Here is an 18,007-nt window from a genome sequence, read left to right as displayed (position 1 = left end):
GCGAAAGAGTAACAGGGAGGATGAAATGACCAGCAAGTTCAAGTATTTCCTTGGCGCGACGACGGCCGTGATGATCGGCCTGTCGGCAGTCGCCGGCCATGCCGACGCAGCGAACCTGCGCATGGCCTGGGCCCAGGACGCCACCGGCCTCGACCCGCACAAGCAGACCGCGTTCTCGTCGCTGCGCCTGCTCGAGCTGATCTATGAGCCGCTGGTGCGCCTCGACGCCGACCTCAAGATCATTCCCGGCATCGCCACCTCGTGGGAATTTGCCGCCGACGGCAAGCAGCTCACCTTCAAGCTCGACCCCAAGGCCAAGTTCCAGAACGGTGCGGCCGTGACCTCGGCCGACGTCAAGGCTTCGTTCGAGCGCATCCTCGACGAGAAGACCGGTGCCGCCAACCGCGCCAACTACCTCTCCATCGAGAGCATCGAGGCGCCCGATGCCGGCACCGTGGTGTTCAAGCTGAAGCAGCCCGACGCGCCGATCCTGACCGCCATGACCGACACCAATTCGTCAATCGTCCCGGCAAGCGAGATCGCGGCCGGCACCATCGGCACCAAGGCTGTCGGCTCGGGTCCGTTCAAGCTCGAGAAGTGGGATCCCAATTCCAAGGCGGCACTCGTCGCCAACAAGGACTGGGCCGGGGGTGCTACCGGCGTCGACGGCATCGAGATCAGCGTCCTGCCCGACGAAACCGCGATCCTCGCGGCCATGCGCACCGGCCAGATCGATTTCGCCCTGCTCAACGATCCGCTGATCGCGACGCTGGTGCCCAACGAGCCGAAGCTCCAGCTCAACCGCGCGCCGCTGCTCGCCTATCACGTGCTTCAGCTCAACCCGGCGCGCAAGCCGATGAACGAGCTCGCCGTGCGCCAAGCGATCTCCTGCGCCGTCGACCGCAAGGCGGTGCTCGACACGGCGTCCCTCGGCGAAGGCCAGGTGACCGGACCGATCACCGCACCGTTCTTCGCTTCGGATCCGAATTCGCTGTTCTGCTACAAGCAGGACTTGGAGAAGGCCAAGAAGCTGATGGCCGATGCCGGTTTTGCCGACGGCTTCAGCGCCACGGTGATCGCCGCCACCGGCGAGCCGCCGACGGCTGCCGCCGAAGCCCAGGTGCTGCAGTCGCAGTTGGCCGAGATCGGCGTCAAGCTCGACATCAAGATGATGGAGCTCAATGTCTATGTCGACACCTGGCTGAAGGGCGACTTCGACATGGCGGTGGCGCTGAATGGCGGTCGTCCCGACCCCTACACCATGTACAACCGCTACTGGACCAAGAACGGCAACCTGCAGAAGGTTTCCAACTTCGCCGACGACACGCTCGACAAGCTGCTGCAGGACGGCCGCGCCGAGACCGATCCGGAAAAGCGCAAGGCGATCTTCGCCGAGTTCGACAAGCAGCTTGCCGAAAAGGCGCCGTGGATCTGGCTCTATACCGGCTATGGCTACACCGCGCAGCAGAAGAACGTGCAGGGCTTCGTGCCGATGCCGACCGGTTCGCTGGTCAGCCTCGGCAAGGTCACCATCCAGTAGCAACTGCGTTTTGGGCGGCGGCAATTCTCCCTGCCGCCGCTCGAAGGCGGTCGCCGTTGAGCCGATGGCGACCGCCCTTGAACCCTGGACCGGCATCGACTGGTCCGGCCCGGGAACCGCAACGGCTCCCCAACTCCAGATGGTCCTTACGCCATGAGTTACGTGATACGTCGCCTGCGGGCCTTTCCCCTGGTGCTGATCGGCGTCTCGATCATCGTCTTCGTCGCCATCCGGCTGGTGCCGGGCGATTCCATAACCGCCATGCTGGGCACCGAGGCCGGGCTTCTGACGCCGCAGCAGCGGGATTCGCTGGCCGTCTATTTCGGCATCGACCAACCCTGGCCGGTCCAGTACTGGCGCTGGTTCACCGGCCTGTTCAGCGGCGACCTCGGCATATCGGTGACCTATGGCAAGCCGGTGCTGTCGGTCATCCTCGAACGCTTTCCGCTGACGCTCGAACTGGCGCTTCTGGCGATGCTGATCGCGCTGTCGATCGGCGTGCCGGCCGGCGTCTTCGCCGCCACCCGCAACGAGCGTCCCGCCGATCTCGGCGTCCGCATCGCCGCCATGATCGGCCAGTCGACGCCGAGCTTCGTCGTCGGCCTGGTCATCATCTACATCCTGTCGGCCGGCTTCGGCGTGCTGCCGACGATGGGCGCCTTCACCCCGTTCTGGCAGGACCCGCTGCAGAATCTCGGCCAGATGATCCTGCCGGCGATCACGCTCGGCTGCGCCTTTGCCTCGTCGGTCACCCGCGTCACCCGCTCGGCCATGCTCGACGTGCTGAGCGACGACTATGTCCGCACCGCGCGCAGCAAGGGCGCTTCCGAGCGCAGCGTCATCTGGCGCCACGCTCTGCCCAATGCGCTGGTGCCGGTGGTGACGCTGAGCGGCATCGAATTCGGCTACCTGCTCGGCGGCGCCGTCATCGTCGAGCAGATCTATGCCTTGCCCGGCCTCGGCCGCATGGTGCTGGAAGCCATCCTGCAGCGCGACTACGCGCTGGTGCAGGGTGCGGTGCTGTTCATCGCCCTCAACTTCATGATCGTCAATCTGCTCGTCGACCTCGCTTATGCCGCGCTCGACCCCCGTATTCGCCTGGAGGGCCGTTGATGCGTGTCGTGAAGGCCATCTTTTCGCATCCGAGCGGCCGCATCGGCGGCGTCATCGTGCTGGTCTATCTGCTCGTCGCCCTGGCCGGCGCTGCCGGCCTGACCCCGCATGACCCGCTGATGCAGTACCGCATCGACCGCCTGCATGCGCCGACATCGTCCTACTGGATGGGCACCGATCTGTTCGGCCGCGACGTCATGAGCCGCCTGATGAAGGGCATCGGCCAGTCCTTCACCGTGGCGTTCTTCTCCGTAGCACTTGCCACGCTCGCCGGCACCGTGCTCGGCCTCACCGCCGCCTGGTTCGGCGGCCGCTGGGACACGGTGATGATGCGTTTCATGGACGTGCTACTGGCCTTCCCGGCGATCTTGCTGGCGCTGCTCATCGTCACCATCGTCGGCCCGGGCACCTGGACCAGCGTCGCCGCCATCAGCATCGTCTACACCCCGATCTTCACCCGCGTCGTGCGCGGCCCGGCGCTGTCGCTCAAGGCGCGCGACTTCGTCGATGCCGCCCGCACCTTCGGCTCCAGCCGCAGCTACATCCTGACCCGGCACCTGCTGCTCAACCTGGTGGCGCCTTTGACCGTGCAGGTGACTTTGGCGCTCGCCTGGGCGCTGCTGACCGAAGCCGGCCTCAGCTTCCTCGGCCTCGGCACCCAGCCGCCGGCCTCGTCGCTCGGCCTGATGCTGAGCGATGCCCGCAACCTGATGGAGCAGGCGCCGTGGCTGCTGGCCTTTCCGGCCGTCGCCATCATGCTCTCGATCCTCGGTTTCAACCTTCTCGGCGATGCGCTGCGCGACATCCTCGACCCCAAGACGAGGAGGGCGTGACCATGGCGCCTGATATGAAGCCGATCCTTTCGGTCCGCGACCTGCATGTCAGCTTCGGCCCGGCCGCCAGCGCCAAGGAGGTCGTCCACGGCGTCAGCTTCGACCTCGGCGTCGGTGAGGTGCTGGCGATCGTCGGCGAGAGCGGCTCGGGCAAGTCGGTGACGGCGCTGTCGACCAACCGCCTGATCGATTATGCCGGCGGCCGCATCACCAGCGGCACGATCGAATTGCTGCGCGCCGACGGCAGCGTGCTCGACGTCACCCGTGCCGGCCGGCAGGAACTGACCGGCATTCGCGGCGCCGAGATCGGCGTCATCTTCCAGGAGCCGATGACCTCGCTCAATCCGGTGCTGACCATCGGCGCCCAGATCGAGGAATCGTTCCGCCTGCATCGCGGCCTGACCGGCGCGCAGGCGCGCAGTGCTGCGCGCGAGGCGCTGGAGCGGGTACGCATCCCCGATGCCGAACGCCGGCTCAAGGCGACGCCGAACGAGCTTTCCGGCGGCATGCTGCAGCGGGTGATGATCGCCATGGCGCTCGCCTGCAATCCGCGCCTTTTGATCGCCGACGAACCGACAACCGCCCTCGACGTCACCGTGCAGGCGCAGATCATGGCGCTGCTGGCCGAACTCAGGCGCGAGACCGGCATGTCGATGATCTTCATCAGCCACGACATCGGCCTTGTCGCCGGCATCGCCGACCGCGTGATGGTGATGCAGGACGGCAGGGTCGTCGAGCAGGGCGAGCTGAGCGAGATCCTCGACAAGCCGCAACATCCCTACACGCAGCATCTGCTGCACGCTGTGCCGCATTTCTCCAGCGGCGTCGCGGCACGGACCGACGGCGCGCGCATGACGGAGCCGCTGCCCAGGCCGACGCTCGAAGTCGACGACCTCGTCGTGCGCTATCCGCTGAAGGGCGGCTGGTTCAGCAAGCCGGTGGGTGCGGTGCATGCCGTCGACGGCGTCGGCTTCGACCTGCTGCCGGCCGAGACGCTGGCGATCGTCGGCGAAAGCGGGTCCGGCAAGTCGACGACCGCGCGCGCCGTGCTCGGCCTGGTGTCGCCGACGCGCGGAGCGTTTGCCGTCGAAGCCCAGGCGGCGCGCCCCGGCCAGAGCCGGCTGCCGGTGCAGATGGTGTTCCAGAACCCCTATGCCTCGCTCAATCCGCGCCTCACCGTCGAGCAGATCCTGGCCGAGCCGGTGATCGCCACCGGCGCTTCTGCCGACAAGGCGGTTCGCGACAGGATGGCAGCACTGCTCAAGCGTGTCGGCCTGCCCGAAGACAGCCTTGCGCGTTATCCGCACCAGTTCTCCGGCGGCCAGCGCCAGCGCCTGTGCATCGCGCGTGCGCTGATGCTCAATCCGTCAGTCGTGGTGCTCGACGAGGCGGTCTCGGCGCTCGACGTCTCGGTCCAGGCGCGCGTGCTCGAGCTGCTTGTCGACCTGCAGCACGAATATGGTCTCGCTTATCTGTTCATCTCGCACGACATGGCGGTCGTCGAACGCATCGCGCATCGTGTCGCGGTGATGTATGCCGGGCAGATCGTCGAGATCGGCGATGCCAGATCGGTGCTGTCCGACCCGCAGCACCCCTATACCAGGAAGCTCATCGAGGCCGTGCCGACAATCGACCGCCGCAAGCAGCATTTCGAGCTCGACACCCGCCAGGTGCCGTCGCTGGTGCGCCCGGTCGGCTACGAGCCGCCGGCCGCGACCTGGATGCAATACGGCGCCGACCACAAGGTCCGCGCCGAGGCCTGAGGGAAGCGAACATGGCCAGCCACGACATCGCCCAGCGTTTCGAGCGTGCATTCGTCCCGCTCGAACAGGCCGTCGCCGCTGGTCGGATTCCCGGCGGTGTGATGGGGGTCGTCGACAAGGACGGCCGGCGCTTCTCCCGTGCCATCGGCCATGCGCAGCGGGTGCCGTCCGAGCGCCCGATGCGAGAAGACTGCTGGTTCGACCTGGCGTCGCTGACCAAGGTCATCTTCACCACGCCGCGCATCCTGGCGCTGGCCGAGGCCGGCAGCATCGACCTCGACGCGCGGCTGACGACTGTTTTACCCGACCTGCGCCAGTATGACCCCGACGCCTGGGAGCGGCAGGTCACCTTCCGCCAGTGTCTCGGCCACCAGACGCCGTTCCCGGCCGTCGAGCCAATCTACAGCTATGGCCGCGATCCTGATCTGCTGCGGACCTTCATCCTGCAGCGCCAATGGCGGAAGCTGGAGGCGCCTGTCTATTCCGACATCAACTTCATCCTGCTCGGCTTTGCCATGGAGCGCCTGTCGGGCACCTGGATCCGCGGCATGGATGCCGGCCCGGGCTTTGCCTTTTCGGCCGATCCCGACCAGTCGGCAGCGACCGAGGACTGCACCTGGCGCCACCGCGTGCTGTCAGGCGAGGTCCATGACGACAATTGCTCGGCGCTCCAGGGTGCGGGCCATGCCGGCCTGTTCGGCACGGCGGCCTCGGTGCTCGATTTCGCGCACGGCCTGCTCGACGGCAGCGGCGCGTCGCCGGCCGCGATCGGGCTGATGCGCACGCCGCTTTCGGACAAGCGCACCCATGGCTGGGAACATGCCTATGCCAGCTGGTCCGGCGGCGACCGCTGCAGCGCAGCCACCATCGGCCATACCGGCTTTACCGGCACCGGCCTGTGGATCGATTTCGACGCCGGCCGCGCCTGGACCCTGCTCACCAACCGCATCCACCCGACGCGTCATTTCGACAGCGGCATATCGGATCTGCGCCGCCAGGTCGGCGACATCATGACAGGAGCTTGAACATGCAACCCATCTGGTCGGTCGGGCTGATGACCGGAACCGTGCTCGACGGCAATATCGACGTCGCCCTGCTCAAGACCGACGGCGAGCGCATCGAGGCCTTTGGTCCTTACGCGCTGGTGCCTTACGAAGCCTCGGTCCGGCCAATGCTGGAGCAGGCGCAGGCCGAAGCCCGTGTCTGGAACTTCGAGGGGCCGGAGCCGGCGATCTTCGCCGAGGCCGAGCAAGCCCTGACCCGCGCCCAGTCGGCTGCCGTGCGCCAGGTCGTCGAGGGCGCCGGCATGGCGATGAGCGACATCGGCGTCGTCGGTTTCCACGGCCAGACCGTGCTGCATCGCGGCCCGCAGAAGGGCGGATTGCCGGGCGAAACCCGCCAGCTCGGCGATGGCGCGCTGATGCAGTCGCTGCTCGGCACCAAGGTGGTCTATGACTTCCGCACCGCCGACATCCGCGCCGGCGGGCAGGGTGCGCCGCTGGCCGCCGCCTACCACGCCGCCCTGCTGGGCACGGCTGGCGCCAGCGGCGACAGCGCCATCCTCAATCTCGGCGGCGTCGGCAACGTCACCTGGTGGGACGGCCGCTCCGATCTCGTCGCTTTCGACACCGGCCCGGCCAACGCGCCGATCAACGACTTCGTTAAGGCGCGGGGGCTGGGCGAGATGGACCGGGGCGGGGCGCTTGCTGCCGCCGGCACCGTCGACGAGGCGAGGCTCGCGCGCCTGCTCGAACACCCCTATCTCACGGCTGCCTATCCCAAGTCGCTCGACCGCTTCGATTTCACCGCTGCTATGGCCGACGGGCTGAGCAATGAGGACGGTGCCGCCACCCTGACCGCCTTCAGCGCGTCCTGTGTCGGCAAGGCGCTCGACCTTCTGCCGCAGCGGCCGAAGAGGCTGTTCGTCTCAGGTGGCGGCCGCCACAACCCGACCTTCATGGCGATGCTGGGCAAGCGGGCGGGCGTCGAGGCGGTTTCCGCCGATACCATCGGCTGGCGCGGCGATGCGGTGGAAGCCGAGTGTTTTGCCTTCCTCGCCGTGCGTGTCCTGAGCGGCATGCCGATCAGCTTCCCGAGCACGACAGGCGTGCCGCAGCCGATGACCGGCGGCCGCATCGCCGGCTGATCGGTTGCAGGTTGCGACCTGCAAGGCAGCCAGTCCATCGACAGGAGGGGTGGCAAGCAACTTGCCGCCGGTTCAGGCCGCCGGCTGGAGCGGCTTGGACAGGAAGGTCCGTGTGCGCCCCTTCGGGAAATCGGGCAGTTCGCCGAAGGGCTTGTAGCCCTGGCGCTGATAGACCTTCAGCGCCGTCGGGTTGAAGGTGTCGATATAGGCACCGTGGCAGCCGCGCGCGGCGGCCTCGTCCTCGGCGGCCTGCAGCATGCGTGACGCCATGTTCTGGCCGCGCAAGCTGTCGTCGACCCAGAGCCACTGTATGTAGAGCCAGCCCCAGGCGGTGTAGCCCGAAATGCCGGCAAGGAGTTTTTCGTCCTCGTCGCGGACGGCAACGATCAGCGCTTGCTTTTCCGCCGGGCCGACATCCCCCGTGTTGAAGGTGGCGAGGCGTTCGCCGATGATGTCGAGCTCGTCGGGAGACGGCTTATCGAGGACGGTGATCGTGTGGTTCATTGCGGGGATCCGGTGGCGGATCCTTCTAGCAGGAAAATCCGGCCGCGCCGCATCGATTGGCCCCTGACAGGCACATAATCCTGTGCGCCAACACCGGCGGAATGCCCGACCCCGCGGAGCCGGGCATCCCTCCCTCAGACGCTACTGCTTCTGGGCATAGGTCGGCTTGCCGTCGTCGCCTCGCTTCCATTCATAGATGACGTAGTCGGGGCGGGTGATGTCGCCCTTGGCGTCGTAGCCGATGTCGCCGATCGCCGTCGTCCAGGGCCCGTTCGCCCGCATCGTCTCGGCGACCTTCTGGGCGTCGTCGGCCGCGCCCGTCTTGGTTATGGCGGCGGCGATGATCTGCACGGCGGCGTAGGAGTACAGCGTATAGGCTTCCGGCTCGAAGCCCTTGGCCCGGAAGTTCTCGACGAGGTCCTTTGCCGCCGGGTTCTTGCGCGGATCGGGCGAGAAGGTGTTGAGCGTGCCGACAACGGCGTCGCCGGCGATCGAGGCGAGCTCGTTCGACACCATGCCGTCGCCCGAGAACAGGATCGCCTTCAGGCCCTGGTCGGCCGACTGGCGCATGATCAGGCCGGCCTCGGTGTGCAGGCCGCCGAAATAGATCAGGCTGACGCCGGCCTGCTTCAGCTTGCCGATCAGGGCCGAGAAATCCTTGTCGCCGATATTGATGCCTTCATACAGCACCTCGTTGATGCCGTTGCCGTTGAGTACCGCCTTGGCGACGTCGACCAGCCCTTGGCCATAAGGGCTCTTGTCGTGGATCATCGCGATCTTGGCGTCCTTGAAATTGGCGGCGATGTAGTCGCCGGCGACCTTGCCCTGCTGGTCGTCGCGGCCGCAGGTGCGGAAGGTGTTCCACAGGCCGCGCTCGGTATATTGCGGATTGGTCGAAGCCGGCGAGATCTCGAGCACGCCGTTTTCGGCATAGACCTCGGAGGCCGGGATCGACACGCCCGAATTGAAGTGGCCGACGACATATTTGACGCCGTCGGCGACGAATTTGTTGGCCACCGAAATGCCCTGCTTCGGATCGGAAACGTCGTCACCGACCTGGATCCTGATCTGCTCGCCGAGCACGCCGCCGGCGGCGTTGATGTCGGCGGCGGCCTGCTCGGCGCCCTTCTGGAACTGCGCGCCGAAGGCGGCGTTGGGTCCGGTGATCGGGCCGGCGACGCCGATGACGATGTCGGCCCAGGCCGTGCCGCCAAAGGCGACCAGCGCGGTCAAGGCAACTGCTGACAACAGCGATTTTTTCATGTGAAGACTCCCATTGGCATTGTGGGCGTTGGTTGATGCCTTGCCGCGATGCCCACGCTCGCTGACAGGGCTGGCCGTTCCGGACCTGCCGCCGATGTTCCCTTGTTGAACGGCGGCCATGTCCTTAGGGTCGTGTACGGTCGTCTAGGACATCAGCTCCACGGCAATCGCGGTCGCCTCGCCGCCGCCGATGCAGACAGCGGCGATGCCGCGCCGCAGCCGGTATTGGCTCAGCGCAGACACCAGCGTGACGAGGATGCGTGCGCCTGAGGCGCCGATCGGATGGCCGAGCGCGCAGGCGCCGCCATGGATGTTGACCTTGTCGCGCGGCAGGTCGAGCTCGCGCATCGCCACCATCGGCACCACAGCGAAGGCCTCGTTGATCTCGAACAGATCGACATCCTTCAGGCGCCAGCCGATTTTTTCGCAGAGCTTGCGCATGGCGCCGACCGGTGCCGTGGTGAAGAGATGCGGCGCCTGGGCATGGCTGACGTGGCCGCGAATGGCCGCGAGCGGGGCGAGGCCGGATTTGTCCGCCTGTGACAGGCAGGTCAGCGCTAGTGCTGCGGCACCATCCGAAATCGACGAGGAATTGGCCGCCGTCACCGTGCCGCCGTCGCGGAAGGCCGGCTTCAGCAGGGCGATCCTGTCGGGGCGCGCTTTCCCAGGCGGCTCGTCGTCGCCGACCAGCCGTTCGGCCTTGCCGTCGGCTGCCGTAACAGGGACGATCTCGTCGCGAAAACGCCCGTCGGCCGCTGCCTGCCGTGCCCTGTCGAGCGACTGCAGGGCGAATGTGTCCTGCGCCTCGCGCGTGAAGCCGTAGGCCTCGGCACAGTCTTCGGCGAAGCTGCCCATCAGGCGGCCCTTGTCATAGGCGTCCTCGAGCCCGTCGAGATACATGTGGTCGATGAGGCGATGATGCCCCATGCGGTAGCCGGAGCGGGCGCGGTCGAGCAGGTAGGGCGCGTTCGACATGCTTTCCATGCCGCCGGCGACGACCGTCCTGGCAGAACCCGCGGCGATCAGGTCATGCGCCAGCATCGCCGACATCATGCCGGAGCCGCACATCTTGTTGACCGTGGTGGCGCCGGTGCCGAGCGGCAGCCCGGCGGCAAGCGTTGCCTGGCGCGCCGGCGCCTGGCCCTGGCCGGCGGCCAGGACGCAGCCCATCAGCACCTGGTCGACGACGCCGAGCCCCGACCGTTCAAGGGCGGCGCGGATGGCTGCCGCGCCGAGCTGTGCGGCAGGGACGTCCTTCAGGCTTCCCAGGAAGCCGCCCAGTGGCGTCCGCGCTGCCCCTGTTATGACGACCGGATCACGACTGTTCACCCAGCTTTCCTCCTGCATGTCTTCAGCGCGGCGCCATGCGCAGTGCACCGTCGAGGCGGATGACCTCGCCGTTCAGCATGGTGTTTTCGCAGATGTGCCGGACCAGCCCGGCATATTCGGCGGGGCGGCCGAGGCGCGGCGGAAACGGCACGCTGGCGCCGAGCGCGTCGCGCACTTCCTGCGGCATCGCCGCCATCATCGGCGTCTCGAAGATGCCGGGCGCGATGGTGGCGACGCGCACGCCATGGCGGGCGAGTTCGCGTGCCACCGGCAGGGTCAGCGCAGCGACGCCGCCCTTCGATGCGGCATAGGCGGCCTGGCCGATCTGGCCGTCGAAGGCAGCGATCGAGGCGGTGTTGACGATGATGCCGCGCTCGCCCTCGGCGTCGGGCTCGCCCTTGACCATGATGTTGGCCGCCAGCCGCAACATGTTGAAGGTGCCCACCAGATTGACGGCGACGGTGCGGGCGAAGCTGTCGAGGCCATGCGGTCCGTCGCGGCCGATGACCCGTTCGCCAGGCGCAATGCCGGCGCAGTTGACCAGTCCGTTGATGCCGCCGAACATCTCTTCGGCATGTCTCACTGCGGCGATGCCGTCGGCTTCGCTGGTGACGTCGGCGCGAAAGAAACGCGCCTTGCCGCCGAGTTCCGCGGCCGTCTTCTCTCCCGCGGCAGCGTTGATATCGATGGCGAGCAGGCTGGCGCCCGCATCGGCAAGCATGCGGGCGACCGCCGCTCCCAATCCCGAGCCTGCGCCGGTTACCAGAAAAACCCTGTCCTTGATCTGCATTTTTCGGGCCCGTTGTTCTCGCCGGCATGTTGCAACGAAGCCAGGTGGCCGACGATGACCGCCGCGCTCAGATTTGGTGATCGATTTTGCAATGTTTGCCGCTCGCGCCGGACCGGGCGTAAGGAGCGAGCGGGCCGAGCGACGGGCTGTCCTCGGCGTCCGTCATGGCGCCGGCCTCGCGGCGAAACGAAGCCGGGCTCTTGCCGGTCCATTTGTGGAAGGCGCGATGGAAGGCGCTCGGTTCGGAAAAGCCGATATCGGCCGCCACGTCGGCGACGGAGCGGCTACCGCCCAGCAGCGCCTCCATCGCCAGCGCCCGGCGCATCTCGTCCTTGATCGAGCGATAGGTCTGGCCCTCCAACTGCAGCCGGCGGCGCAAGGTCGGCTCCTGCATGCGCATGCCGGTGGCCAGGTTGCCGAGGCTCGGCCAGGCCGACGGCAGCATGTTGTGCAGGCGTCCGCGTATCGCCGCCGAAAGCCCTTCGTCATGGCGATGGCGCACCAATATGTTGGCCGGCGCCTGGCGCAGGAAGTCGCGCAGGGCGGTGCTGTCGCGGATGACGGGCAGCTTGAGGAAGTCGGCGTCGAAGACCAGCCGGGTCTCGGGCTGGTCGAAGCGCACCGGGGCGCCGAAGAACAGGCGGTAGTCGGTTCCGGTCGGCGGCGCGCTGCATTTGAAGTCGACCCAGCGGATCGGCAGGCGTCGCCCGACGAGCCAGCAGTTCAGGCCGTGGACGATGATCCAGAAGGTGCGGTAGGCAAAGGCCGAGCGCAGCGGGCCGGCATCGCGCAGGGTGACTTCGGCGAGCCCGTCCCTGACGATCAGTTCGCCATGCGGATCGTCGAGCACGACGCGCAGGAAGCGCAGGCTGCGCCGCAGCGCATGCTCGAGAGTCTCAGTCGTCAGCACCGCGTGGCACAAAAGGGCAAAGCTGCCTGAGCGCATCGGCCGTGCGCCTTCGCCGAAGAACTCGTCGTCCATGGACTCGGCCACCGCCCGCCAGAGCGCGCCATACTGCCGTGCCGAGATCGGTTCGGTGATCTCGGGCGGCAGCCCCAGCCGGGCCAGCAGCGGGGCAACGGGCACGTCATGGCGGCGAAGGCAGTCGAGCGTGTCGTCGACGAAACAGGGCGCGACCATCCGACGTTCCACCGCATCTGCTCCCGCGCTAGCGCTGACCCCGGTCGAAGGTCGCCGGCCCGACGCCGCGCTGGCGCAGGCTGTTCCGCGCCACCTTCTCCGTCGGCGTTCTCGGCAATGGCGTGTCGGTGATCTCGATGTAGCGCGGCACCATGTGACGGGGTGCGAGCTCCCTGAAATGGTCGAGCAGGTCGGCCGCCTCCACCGACGAGCCGGCGCGCCGCAGGGCCACCACCATGATGTCTTCTTCGGTGAATTCGGAAGGGATGCCGAAGGCAGCACTTTCCAGAATGTCGGGGTGTTTTTCGGCGACCGTCTCGACCTCGTAGGCGGAGATGTTTTCGCCGCGGCGGCGGATCGCCTCGTTCAGCCGATGCTTGAAATAGAGCCAGCCGTCCTTGTCCATGTAGCCGGCGTCGCCGGAATGGTACCAGAGGTTGCGCAGCGTCTGCACCGTCTTGGCCTCGGCCCTGTAATAGCCGGAAAACATGCTCCAGCTCTTGTTCGGGCGCGACACGATCTCGCCGACGCTGCCCGGCGGCAGCGGCCTGTCGGCCTCGTCGACGATCGCCACCTGCCAGTCCGGATGCGGCCGGCCGCAGGACCCGGGACGGGTCTCGTCCACCGTGTCCAGCGTCACGAAGCTGGTTTCGGTCTGGCCGTAGCCGGTGACGAGCCGCATGTCGAAGCGGCGTTCGAAGGCCTCGCGGTCCGGCACCATCGGAATGCACTGGCATACCCGGACCGGATTGTTGCGGTCGTTGTCGGAGGGCGCAGCACGCATCAGGATGACGGCCATCGCGCCGAGCAGATTGGTCGCTGTTGCGCCGCTGGCGCGGAGCTGGTCCCAGAACCTTGAGGCGCTGAAGCTTTCGACAAGCGTGGTTTTGGTGCCGTAGATCAAAGGCAGCAGCACGCCGAACATCTGGGCGTCGGTGTGAAACAAGGGCAGGGCCGAGAAGTAGCTGTCGCCTTGGGTGTAGCCGAGGTTGGCCGCCATCGCCGCCGCCCAGGCATAGCAGTGATGGTGCGACATCAATGCCCCCTTGGCCGGACCGGTCGTGCCCGAGGTGTAGAGGATCGCCATCGGGTCGGCGTAGTGGACGTCGACGAGGTCGAAACCCAGCTGCGGTGCCATGCAGTCGTCGAAGGCGACGATGCGGTCGATCCTGATGCCCGCCGCCCGCGCCTCGGCCGGGTCGGTGCCGACGAGGATCAGCGTCCGCAGGCTGGGCAGATTGTCCTGGACCTTGGCCAGCTCCGCCAGCGCGCCGGCGTCCGCTACCAGCACCTCGGCGCCGCAATTGTTCAGATTGTGGCAGAGCAGGTCGCCCTTCAGGCCGGGATTGGTCGGCACCTCGATCGCCCCCAGGCTCGCCGTCGCAAACCACAGCGCGACGAGTTCGAACGAGTTGGGCAACAGCATCGCCACGCGGTCCGACCTGACGACCCCCAATTGACGCAGGCCGCGCGCCAGCCGGCTCGACGCCAGCAGCATCTCCTCGAAGCTCGCGCTGCGCCCGCAGACGTCGATGAACGGCTTGCTGCCGAAGCGCTCGGCCTGCCGCAGCAGGATCCGCGGCAGCACCCGGTTCTCCAGTTCGTCGTCGCTTTTGCCGGGGATGTAAGCGGGGGAAAAGACGCTCGATGTCATGGCGCGTTCAGAACCTTTTTGCCCGGGCCTGCGCCTCGGCGGACATGAAGCCGCTGACCGTGGCCCTGGTCTCGAGCGCCATGGCGGCGGCGAGCGAGGAGTGGAAACCTTCGTTGATGGCGTGCTTGATGTCGGCGACAGCCTCTTCGGGCCGCGCGGCGATCGCCAGCGCCAGCGTCCTTGCCGCCTCGAGCAGCTCGGCCTCGGCAACGAGTTTCCAGGCGATGCCGACCTCGACCGCCCTGGCCGCATCGTGGCGTTCACCGAGGATCATCAATTCCTTGGCGATCTGCGGCCCGACCTGCTTGGTCAGAAGTGCTGTCACCCCGCCTGTCACGAACAGGCCGTAGCCGACCTCGGGGAAGAACCAGCGCGTGGTGTCGGCAAACAGCCGGAAGTCGCAATTGACCACCCATTCCAGCGCGCCGCCGACGCACCAGCCATGCACCGCGGCAATGACGATCTTGCGCGACTGCATGATCTGCAGCGTGATCTGCTGGATGGACTCGACCCAGGCCTCCGTCGCCGCTTCCGACGTCGTCTGCGCGTCGAGATCCTTGAGGTCGTCGCCAGAGCAGAAGGCGCGGCCTTCGCCATGCAGGATGACGACACGGGTGGCGGGCCTGGCCTCGGCTGCCGCCAGTGCTGACGAAAGCTCATTGACGAGATCGCCATTCATGGCGTTGAGCCGTTCCGGCCGGTTCAGCCTGATCCAGCTGATGACGCCGTCGTCGGTCGAAATGACTGCTCTGGTCATGATGGGGTCCTCATACGATCATCGGTTCGGCGTAGGAGCCCCAGACGTCTCTCAGCGCGCTGCAGATCTCGCCGAGCGTCGCGCGCGCCTTGACCAGCTCGATCGTCTTGGGCAGCAGGTTGATGTCGTCTGACTGGGCCTGATCGGCGAGTTCGGCCAGCAGCTGCTTGACCAGTCCGTTGTCCCTTTCGGTCCGCACCGCGTTGAGGCGGTCGATCTGCAACTGAGTGCACTGGTCGTCATAGGGATGGATGTGGACCTCGGCGGAACCGCTGGTCTCGTCGACATGCCGGTTGACGCCGACCGAGACCTTTTCGCCGCTGTCGATCTTCTTGAAGGTGGCATAGGCGGAATCGGCCAGCTTCTGCTGGAACCAGCCTTCCTCGACCAGCTTGATGGCGCCGCCGCGCTCCTTGACCTCGTCCAGCACCTTCCAGATTTCGGTCTCCATGTCATGCGTCAGGCGCTCGACGAAATAGGAGCCGCCGAGCGGATCGATCACCGACGTCACGTTGATTTCGTCGCGGATGATCTGCTGCGTCCGGATCGCCAGCTTCATCGCCTCCTCGGTCGGGATGGCGAAGGCCTCGTCGAGGCCATTGGTGTGCATGCTCTGGCAGCCGCCGAGCACCGCACCCAAAGCCTGGATCGCCGTGCGCATCAGGTTGTTGTGGTGTTCGACCTTGGTCAGGCTCATCGCCGCCGTCTGCACATGCACCCTGAGGCGCATCGATTCCGGCTTTTTGGCATGGAATTGCTCGGACATGATCCTGGCGTAGACCCGCCGGGCCGCCCTGAACTTGCAGATCTGTTCGAAGAAATCCTGGTGGCTGATGAAGAAGAACGACAGCCTGGGCGCGAAGTCGTCTATGTCCATGCCGGCGGCGATGACCTCCTCGCAATAAGCGATGGTGAAGGCCATGATGAAGGCGATCTCCTGCAGCGCGTTGCCGCCGACATCGGAGAGATGGTAGCCGCTGAGGCTGATCGGATTGAGCTTCGGCGTCGTCCTGGCGCTGTGCATGATCAGGTCGCGCAGCAGCCTGACGGCAGGCCGCACCGGATAGATCCATTCCTTCTGGGCGACATATTCCTTGAGCGGATCGGCCTGCAATGTGCCGGTCAGCTTGTGAAGGTCGTAGCCGCGCCTTTCCGCCACCGCGACGAACATCGCGTAGATCACCCAGGCCGAGGGGTTGATGGTCAGCGACACCGAGATCTTTTCGAGGTCGATGCCGTCGAAGAGGCGGTCGACGTCGTCGACGGTATCGATCGCCACGCCGACGCGCCCGACCTCGCCGAAGGCCATCGGATCGTCCGAATCGAGGCCGAGCAGCGTCGGCAGGTCGAAGTCGGTCGAAAGCCCGGTCTGGCCGGTCTGGATCATGTATTTGTAGCGCTGGTTGGTCGCCTCGGGATTGCCGAAACCGGCGACCTGCCGGATGGTCCAGGGGCGGCCGCGATACATCGTCGGATAGGCACCGCGGGTGAAGGGATAGGCGCCCGGAAATCCGAGATCGCTGGCCGGGATGCCGGCGACGTCGGCAGCGGTGTAGATCCGCTTCAACGGAATGCCGCACTCCGTCTCATATTCCGCCTTCTCCTCGGGCCTGCTTTTCAGCGTGGCCGCGAGTTCGTTGGCTTCCCACTCGGCCTGTTTTTCCCTGATCTCCTCGATCGCCTCGGCTGAGAACAGCTTCATGCCAGCACCTCATTGTCCCAACCCAGCAAAAGGCAGGCGGCGGCTGCCGGATCCATGGTCCGGTCAACCACCGCCTGAAGGTGGGCCTCGAGTTCGTCCGTGTCGCGTTTGAACCTGTCCTGGAAAAGCTGCCTGGCGGTGCCGAGGATCCGCATCCGGCCGATGCTGCGCTCGCGCTCATGCAGCTCGCCGCTGTCGCGGAGATGGTCCCAGTGCCTTGATATGGCGTCCTTCAGCTCATTGATCCGTTCGCCCGACAGCGAGCTGACCGGCAGGACGGGCGTCTGCCAGCCCGATCCGGGTCTTGCAGGTCCGAGGCTCATCATGCCGCGCAGGGCGGCGACGGTTGCCGATGCGTCGGGCCTGTCGCTCTTGCTGACGGCATGGATGTCGGCAATCTCGAGGATGCCGGCCTTGATCGCCTGGATGTCGTCGCCAAGTCCCGGCGCCGACAGCACCACGATGGTGTGGGCGGCGGTGACGACTTCGACCTCGTCCTGTCCGACGCCGACAGTTTCGATGATGATCGGCGAATAACCGGCGGCGTCGAGCACATCGACTGCCTGAAGCGTCGCGCGGGCGAGGCCGCCGAGATGTCCGCGCGTCGCCATGCTCCGCACGAAGGCCTGGCAGGACTGCGCCGCCTCGCTCATCCGCACCCGGTCGCCGAGGATCGCGCCGCCGGAAAACGGGCTGCTCGGATCGACGGCAACCACGCCGACCTTGTGCCCGTCTGCGGCAAAGGCCTTGATCAGGGCCGCGACAAGCGTCGACTTGCCGGCGCCGGGAACACCGGTGATGCCGAGCACATGGGCCTTGCCGCTGTGGCGGTAGATCTCGGCCAGCGCCTCGGCTGCTTCGGCATATCCTGCCTCAGCCCGGCTGATCATCCGGGCGACCGCCAGCACGCTGCCCTTGAGCACTTCGGGCACGAGGTCCGCCGAAGGCACATAGGCCGTTCGCCGGGCGGGCCGGGATGAGGCAAACGCCGTCATTTCAGGCCACGTTCGGCGATCAGCTTCCTGATCGTCGTGACGATCAGGTCGCCCCTGGCTTCCTGCGGCACGATGGCGTCGACGCCGCTGTCCGACAAAGCGGCATAGTCATGCTCGGGAATAACGCCGCCGGCGACGACGAAAATATGCTCGGCCTGCTTTTCCCGGAGGCAACGGCCGAGTTCCTGGAACAAAGGCAGGTGCGAGCCCGACAGCAGGCTGACGCCGATGACGTCGACATCCTCCTGGATCGCGGCAGTGACGACGTCCTTGGGCGATTTGTAGAGGCCGGTATAGACGACCTCCATGCCGGCCTCGCGCAGGATCCGGGCGACCACCTTGGCGCCCCGGTCATGGCCGTCGAGGCCGAGCTTGGCGACGAGCACCCGGATGGTGCCGGGCGAGTTGACGTCGATCTCCGCCCGGGCGGCGTCGCCCTGGCTGATGCTGTTCATGTCGGTCATGTCTGGAGTGCCT

General features: G+C 66.6%; 16 protein-coding genes. 6 read left to right on the top strand and 10 right to left on the bottom strand.

Annotated elements, in window-relative coordinates:
• Positions 1-25: 25 nt before the first annotated feature.
• The 6 genes from SLT36_RS22945 to SLT36_RS22920 all read left to right on the top strand — a co-directional run bounded on the left by SLT36_RS22945 (position 26) and on the right by SLT36_RS22920 (position 7,395).
• Positions 26-1,540, top strand: a complete 1,515-nt coding sequence (locus tag SLT36_RS22945) for an ABC transporter substrate-binding protein (protein WP_432284583.1) — start codon at positions 26-28, stop codon at positions 1,538-1,540.
• A gap of 153 nt (positions 1,541-1,693) precedes the next feature.
• Positions 1,694-2,653, top strand: coding sequence for an ABC transporter permease (locus SLT36_RS22940; protein WP_432284582.1), 960 nt, complete (start codon positions 1,694-1,696; stop codon positions 2,651-2,653).
• Complete coding sequence (locus SLT36_RS22935; RefSeq protein WP_432284581.1) at positions 2,653-3,486, top strand: ABC transporter permease; 834 nt, start codon at positions 2,653-2,655, stop codon at positions 3,484-3,486. Before SLT36_RS22940 ends, SLT36_RS22935 begins: the two co-directional genes overlap by 1 nt.
• 14 nt (positions 3,487-3,500) lie before the next feature.
• Positions 3,501-5,249, top strand: a complete 1,749-nt coding sequence (locus tag SLT36_RS22930) for an ABC transporter ATP-binding protein (RefSeq protein WP_432288442.1) — start codon at positions 3,501-3,503, stop codon at positions 5,247-5,249.
• 11 nt (positions 5,250-5,260) lie between these two features.
• Positions 5,261-6,274: a serine hydrolase domain-containing protein gene (locus SLT36_RS22925; protein ID WP_432284580.1), complete on the top strand. Its 1,014-nt coding sequence runs from the start codon at positions 5,261-5,263 to the stop codon at positions 6,272-6,274.
• Between the two features lie 2 nt (positions 6,275-6,276).
• On the top strand, positions 6,277-7,395 hold the full coding sequence (locus tag SLT36_RS22920; RefSeq protein ID WP_432284579.1) for an anhydro-N-acetylmuramic acid kinase: 1,119 nt from the start codon (positions 6,277-6,279) through the stop codon (positions 7,393-7,395).
• Positions 7,396-7,467: 72 nt separating this feature from the next.
• Here the strand turns inward: SLT36_RS22920 and SLT36_RS22915 are convergent, their stop codons facing one another.
• From SLT36_RS22915 to SLT36_RS22870, 10 genes are all read right to left on the bottom strand, one after another.
• Entirely contained in the window at positions 7,468-7,899 is a 432-nt protein-coding gene (locus tag SLT36_RS22915) for a GNAT family N-acetyltransferase (protein ID WP_432284578.1), read from the bottom strand.
• A 141-nt stretch (positions 7,900-8,040) separates the two neighbouring features.
• Positions 8,041-9,162 (bottom strand): branched-chain amino acid ABC transporter substrate-binding protein, encoded by a 1,122-nt coding sequence (locus SLT36_RS22910; protein WP_115733061.1) that lies wholly within the window; start codon positions 9,160-9,162, stop codon positions 8,041-8,043.
• 144 nt (positions 9,163-9,306) lie between these two features.
• Positions 9,307-10,491, bottom strand: a complete 1,185-nt coding sequence (locus SLT36_RS22905; protein ID WP_432284577.1) for an acetyl-CoA C-acyltransferase — start codon at positions 10,489-10,491, stop codon at positions 9,307-9,309.
• Positions 10,492-10,513: 22 nt separating this feature from the next.
• Entirely contained in the window at positions 10,514-11,281 is a 768-nt protein-coding gene (locus SLT36_RS22900; protein WP_432284576.1) for a 3-hydroxyacyl-CoA dehydrogenase, read from the bottom strand.
• 67 nt (positions 11,282-11,348) lie between these two features.
• Positions 11,349-12,434 carry an AraC family transcriptional regulator gene (locus SLT36_RS22895; protein WP_432284575.1) on the bottom strand — a complete coding sequence of 362 codons (1,086 nt, stop codon included), beginning with the start codon at positions 12,432-12,434 and terminating at the stop codon, positions 11,349-11,351.
• Positions 12,435-12,450: 16 nt separating this feature from the next.
• Positions 12,451-14,076, bottom strand: a complete 1,626-nt coding sequence (locus SLT36_RS22890; protein ID WP_432284574.1) for an AMP-binding protein — start codon at positions 14,074-14,076, stop codon at positions 12,451-12,453.
• A 7-nt stretch (positions 14,077-14,083) separates the two neighbouring features.
• Complete coding sequence (locus SLT36_RS22885; protein WP_432284573.1) at positions 14,084-14,833, bottom strand: enoyl-CoA hydratase/isomerase family protein; 750 nt, start codon at positions 14,831-14,833, stop codon at positions 14,084-14,086.
• Between the two features lie 10 nt (positions 14,834-14,843).
• Entirely contained in the window at positions 14,844-16,535 is a 1,692-nt protein-coding gene (locus SLT36_RS22880; RefSeq protein ID WP_432284572.1) for a methylmalonyl-CoA mutase family protein, read from the bottom strand.
• Positions 16,532-17,530, bottom strand: coding sequence for a methylmalonyl Co-A mutase-associated GTPase MeaB (gene meaB / locus SLT36_RS22875; RefSeq protein ID WP_432284571.1), 999 nt, complete (start codon positions 17,528-17,530; stop codon positions 16,532-16,534). Before meaB ends, SLT36_RS22880 begins: the two co-directional genes overlap by 4 nt.
• Positions 17,527-17,985: a cobalamin B12-binding domain-containing protein gene (locus SLT36_RS22870; RefSeq protein ID WP_432288441.1), complete on the bottom strand. Its 459-nt coding sequence runs from the start codon at positions 17,983-17,985 to the stop codon at positions 17,527-17,529. Before SLT36_RS22870 ends, meaB begins: the two co-directional genes overlap by 4 nt.
• Between the last annotated feature and the right edge of the window lie 22 nt (positions 17,986-18,007).

The organism is Aminobacter sp. BA135, assembly GCF_050859125.1.
GTDB lineage: Bacteria > Pseudomonadota > Alphaproteobacteria > Rhizobiales > Rhizobiaceae > Aminobacter > Aminobacter ciceronei.
This window is presented reverse-complemented; position numbering and strand designations above follow the sequence as displayed.

Bases quoted from the DNA above. Each gene is read 5' to 3' on its own strand.
- SLT36_RS22945 (WP_432284583.1), top strand. From the start codon at position 26: ATGACCAGCAAGTTCAAGTATTTCCTTGGCGCGACGACGGCCGTGATG.
- SLT36_RS22940 (WP_432284582.1), top strand. From the start codon at position 1,694: ATGAGTTACGTGATACGTCGCCTGCGGGCCTTTCCCCTGGTGCTGATC.
- SLT36_RS22935 (WP_432284581.1), top strand. From the start codon at position 2,653: ATGCGTGTCGTGAAGGCCATCTTTTCGCATCCGAGCGGCCGCATCGGC.
- SLT36_RS22930 (WP_432288442.1), top strand. From the start codon at position 3,501: ATGAAGCCGATCCTTTCGGTCCGCGACCTGCATGTCAGCTTCGGCCCG.
- SLT36_RS22925 (WP_432284580.1), top strand. From the start codon at position 5,261: ATGGCCAGCCACGACATCGCCCAGCGTTTCGAGCGTGCATTCGTCCCG.
- SLT36_RS22920 (WP_432284579.1), top strand. From the start codon at position 6,277: ATGCAACCCATCTGGTCGGTCGGGCTGATGACCGGAACCGTGCTCGAC.
- SLT36_RS22915 (WP_432284578.1), bottom strand. From the start codon at position 7,899: ATGAACCACACGATCACCGTCCTCGATAAGCCGTCTCCCGACGAGCTC.
- SLT36_RS22910 (WP_115733061.1), bottom strand. From the start codon at position 9,162: ATGAAAAAATCGCTGTTGTCAGCAGTTGCCTTGACCGCGCTGGTCGCC.
- SLT36_RS22900 (WP_432284576.1), bottom strand. From the start codon at position 11,281: ATGCAGATCAAGGACAGGGTTTTTCTGGTAACCGGCGCAGGCTCGGGA.
- SLT36_RS22890 (WP_432284574.1), bottom strand. From the start codon at position 14,076: ATGACATCGAGCGTCTTTTCCCCCGCTTACATCCCCGGCAAAAGCGAC.
- SLT36_RS22885 (WP_432284573.1), bottom strand. From the start codon at position 14,833: ATGACCAGAGCAGTCATTTCGACCGACGACGGCGTCATCAGCTGGATC.
- SLT36_RS22880 (WP_432284572.1), bottom strand. From the start codon at position 16,535: ATGAAGCTGTTCTCAGCCGAGGCGATCGAGGAGATCAGGGAAAAACAG.
- meaB (WP_432284571.1), bottom strand. From the start codon at position 17,530: ATGACGGCGTTTGCCTCATCCCGGCCCGCCCGGCGAACGGCCTATGTG.
- SLT36_RS22870 (WP_432288441.1), bottom strand. From the start codon at position 17,985: ATGAACAGCATCAGCCAGGGCGACGCCGCCCGGGCGGAGATCGACGTC.